General features: G+C 75.1%; 3 protein-coding genes. All 3 read left to right on the top strand.

Going from position 1 to position 3249, the window contains the following annotated elements; genetic code table 11:
* Positions 1 to 11: 11 nt before the first annotated feature.
* From OG439_RS13150 to OG439_RS13140, 3 genes are read left to right on the top strand one after another with little or no spacing between them, the layout of a single operon-like run.
* A complete protein-coding gene (locus OG439_RS13150) occupies positions 12 to 935 on the top strand; it encodes a GHMP family kinase ATP-binding protein (RefSeq protein WP_326949663.1) in 924 nt (307 codons plus the stop codon).
* Between the two features lie 5 nt (positions 936 to 940).
* Positions 941 to 1981 carry a pyridoxal-phosphate dependent enzyme gene (locus OG439_RS13145; RefSeq protein ID WP_326949662.1) on the top strand — a complete coding sequence of 347 codons (1041 nt, stop codon included), beginning with the start codon at positions 941 to 943 and terminating at the stop codon, positions 1979 to 1981.
* Entirely contained in the window at positions 1981 to 3180 is a 1200-nt protein-coding gene (locus OG439_RS13140) for an ATP-grasp domain-containing protein (protein WP_326951539.1), read from the top strand. Before OG439_RS13145 ends, OG439_RS13140 begins: the two co-directional genes overlap by 1 nt.
* Positions 3181 to 3249: the final 69 nt, after the last annotated feature.

Here is a 3249-nt window from a genome sequence, read left to right as displayed (position 1 = left end):
AGGAGAACGCCATGACCGAGGACCTCGCGGTCGCCGCACCGGCCCCCGCCACCGTCACCGACCCGCGCGCGGGCAGTTTCCGCGTCGACGCCCACCACGGCGAGATCCTGCAAGGGGTCTTCGTCACCGGCGACCGGCTGCGCCGCGGCCTGGTCACCCTGCCGTGCCCGCTCTACAGCACCCGCGCGACGTTCCTGCCCACCGAGGACACCGGCACGACCGTGCGGCCCGCGTGGCGCAGCAAGGCCCGCCGCGCCGCCGACCTCACCCTCGCCCGGCTGGGCTACCCGGTGCCCGGTGGGCTGCTCGACATCACCAGCGACATCCCGCTCTGCCGCGGTTTCGGGTCGTCGACGGCGGACGTGACGTCGGCGATCGGCGCGGTGCTCGCCGCGACCGGCCGCCGGCTCACCTCGGCCGAGGTCGGCGCACTCGCCGTCGAAGCCGAAACCGCGTCCGACTCCCTGATGTACGGCGGCCGCGCGGTGGTCTTCGCCCACCGCGAGGGCGAGCCGATCGAAGACCTCGGCGAGCTGATGCCGCTGGCCGTGCTGGGTTTCGGCACCAGCCCGGGCGGCCGCGGCGTCGACACCCTGGAACTCCCGCCCGCGCGCTACACGTCGTGGGAGATCGAGGCGTTCCGCCCGCTGCGCGGCCTGCTGCGGCGGGCCATCAACGATGGCGACGCGCGGCTGCTCGGCCGCGTCGCCACCGCCAGCACCCTGCTCAACCAGCGCCACCTGCCCATCCCGGGCCTGGACGACATCCTCGCCGTCGCCCGCGCCGCCGGGGCCGCCGGCGTGCAGGTCGCGCACAGCGGCGACGTCGCCGGCCTGATCTTCGACGCGGCCGACGCCGAAACCCCGGCCCGGCTGGAGTTCGCCGCGACCCGGCTCGACGTGACCGAAACCTGGCAGTTCGAAACCGAAAGGTGAGTCCGATGACCCTTGCCGCTCCCCTCAGCCACGCTGTCAGCCGGTCCGTCGTGGAAGCCACCGAGCTGCCCCGGATCATCCGCATCCGGCCCGGCTTCCACGTCGCCGCCTTCGGCCTGATGAAGCTCCTGCCCGCCCGGTTCATGCTCGACCGCGCCGAAGAACGCGGCGAAGTGGGCCCCGGCACCACCGTGCTCGAGACGTCGTCGGGCACCTTCGGCCTCGGCCTCGCGATGGTCTGCCGGCTGCGCGGCTACCCGCTCACGATCGTCGGCGACCCGGCGATCGACGCGCCGCTGAAGCGCCGCCTCGAGCACCTCGGCGCCCGCGTCGAGATCTGCCCGAAGCCCAGCCCGGTCGGCGGGTTCCAGCGCGCCCGGCTCGACCGGCTGGAGGAGCTGCGCGCGGAGTACCCGAACCACTGGGTGCCCGGCCAGTACAGCAATCCCGACAACCCGGCGTCCTACGCACTGGTCGCCGAGCAGCTCGCCGAGACGATCGGCGTGCCGGACTGCCTGGTCGGCGCGGTCGGCTCCGGCGGGTCGACGTCCGGCACCAGCTCGTTCCTGCGGATGCTCGCCCCCGAGCTGAACCTGATCGGCGTCGACACCCAGCGCAGCGCGATCTTCGGCCAGCCCGACGGCCCGCGCGTGCTGCGCGGGCTCGGCAACAGCCTGGTACCGCCCAACGTCGCGCACGAGAGCTACGACCAGGTGCACTGGATCGGCGCCGCGGAGGCGTTCGCCGCGACCCGCGAGCTGTACGCGCGGCACTGCCTGTTCATGGGCCCGACCAGCGGCGCGTCCTTCAAGGTCGCCGACTGGTGGTCGCGGCAGCACCCGGACGCCACCGTCGTCGCGCTGCTGCCGGACGAGGGTTACCGCTACCAGGACACCGTCTACTCCGACGAGTGGCTGCGGGCCCAGGGCCTGGCCCACCCGGGCGCGGCCGAGCCGTACGAGGTCGTCGCCCCCACCGAGCCCGGCGGCTCGTGGAGCTGGCTGAACTGGGGCCGGCGCCGCCTGGTTCCCGACGTGGCGGCGTGATGCGCACCCTGCTGCTCGTCGAAAGCAACACCACCGGCACCGGCCGGCTGTTCGCCCGCCGCGCCCGCGAGCTCGGCTACGAGCCGGTGCTGGCGGCGGCCGATCCCCACCGCTACCCGTACGCGGCCGAGGACGGCGTGCGTGTCGTCCAGTGCGACACGGCCGACGCCTGCGCGGTCCTCGCCGCCGACATCGGCGAACCGGCCGGGGTGACGACCAGCTCGGAGTACTTCATCCCGGTCGCGGCGCGGATCGCGGCGAAGCTGGACCTGCCCGGCCCGGACCCGGACGCCGTCACCGACTGCCGCAACAAGGCCCACCAGCGGGCCGCGCTGGCGGCGATGGCACCGAAGTGCACGGTCGTGACGTCGGTGGCCGCGGCCGTCGCGGCGGCCACCGAGTTCCCCGTGGTGCTCAAGCCGGCCGAGGGCTCGGGCAGCGTCGGGGTGCTGCGGTGTGAGACACCCGAGTCGGTGGCCTCCCAGGCGGCGGCGCTGCTCTCGGTGACCCACAACGAACGCGGCCTGCCGGTGCCGGCGCAGGTGCTCGTGGAGCCGTACGCGAGCGGGCCGGAGTACTCGGTCGAGCTGTTCGGCGACGTCGTCGTGGCGATCGTCCGCAAGCACCTCGGGCCGGCGCCGTTCTTCGTCGAGGTCGGCCACGACGCCCCGGCCGCGCTGCCACCCGCGGACGAAACCGCGCTGGCCGACACCGCACGGGCCGCGGTGGCCGCGCTCGGCCTCGGGTTCGGGGCCGCGCACGTCGAAATCCGGCTCACGCCGGACGGCCCGCGCCTGATGGAGGTCAACCCCCGCCTGGCGGGCGGGATGATCCCGGAACTGGTCCGCGCGGCCACCGGCGTCGACCTGGTGGCGGCGCAGGTGGCGGCGGTGCTGGGGGACGACCCGCACCTGCGGCCGGACCGGCGGGTGTGTGCCTCGCTGCGGTTCCTGACCGCGTCGTCGGCGTCGGTGGTCGCGGCGGGGGACGCGGTCGCCGAAGCCGGCGCCGTGCCCGGAGTGGTGGAAGCCCGGCTGTCCCGGCCGGACGGCACCGTCGTCCGCCCGGCCCGGGACTACCGCGACCGGGCCGGGTACGTGCTGGCCGTCGCGGACCGGCCCCGCGCCGGCCGCGCGGCCGCGGTGGCGGGGCTGAACCGGCTGCGCGCCGCCCTGATCCCCCGAGGAGAAACCCGATGACGCTGCGGTTCCTGATCGCCACCCGTCGCGCAGACCGCCGAAGCCCACGCCGACCGCGCGGGCGACGAA

Origin of the sequence: Amycolatopsis sp. NBC_01307 (genome assembly GCF_035975215.1) — a bacterium.
Classification (GTDB): Bacteria; Actinomycetota; Actinomycetes; order Mycobacteriales; family Pseudonocardiaceae; genus Amycolatopsis.
Note: the sequence above shows the minus strand (reverse complement) of the source record. Positions and strands in the feature narration are given on the sequence as shown.

Excerpts from the sequence above, each read along its gene's own strand:
- OG439_RS13140 (WP_326951539.1), top strand. The coding sequence starts at position 1,981 with ATGCGCACCCTGCTGCTCGTCGAAAGCAACACCACCGGCACCGGCCGG.
- OG439_RS13150 (WP_326949663.1), top strand. The coding sequence starts at position 12 with ATGACCGAGGACCTCGCGGTCGCCGCACCGGCCCCCGCCACCGTCACC.
- OG439_RS13145 (WP_326949662.1), top strand. The coding sequence starts at position 941 with ATGACCCTTGCCGCTCCCCTCAGCCACGCTGTCAGCCGGTCCGTCGTG.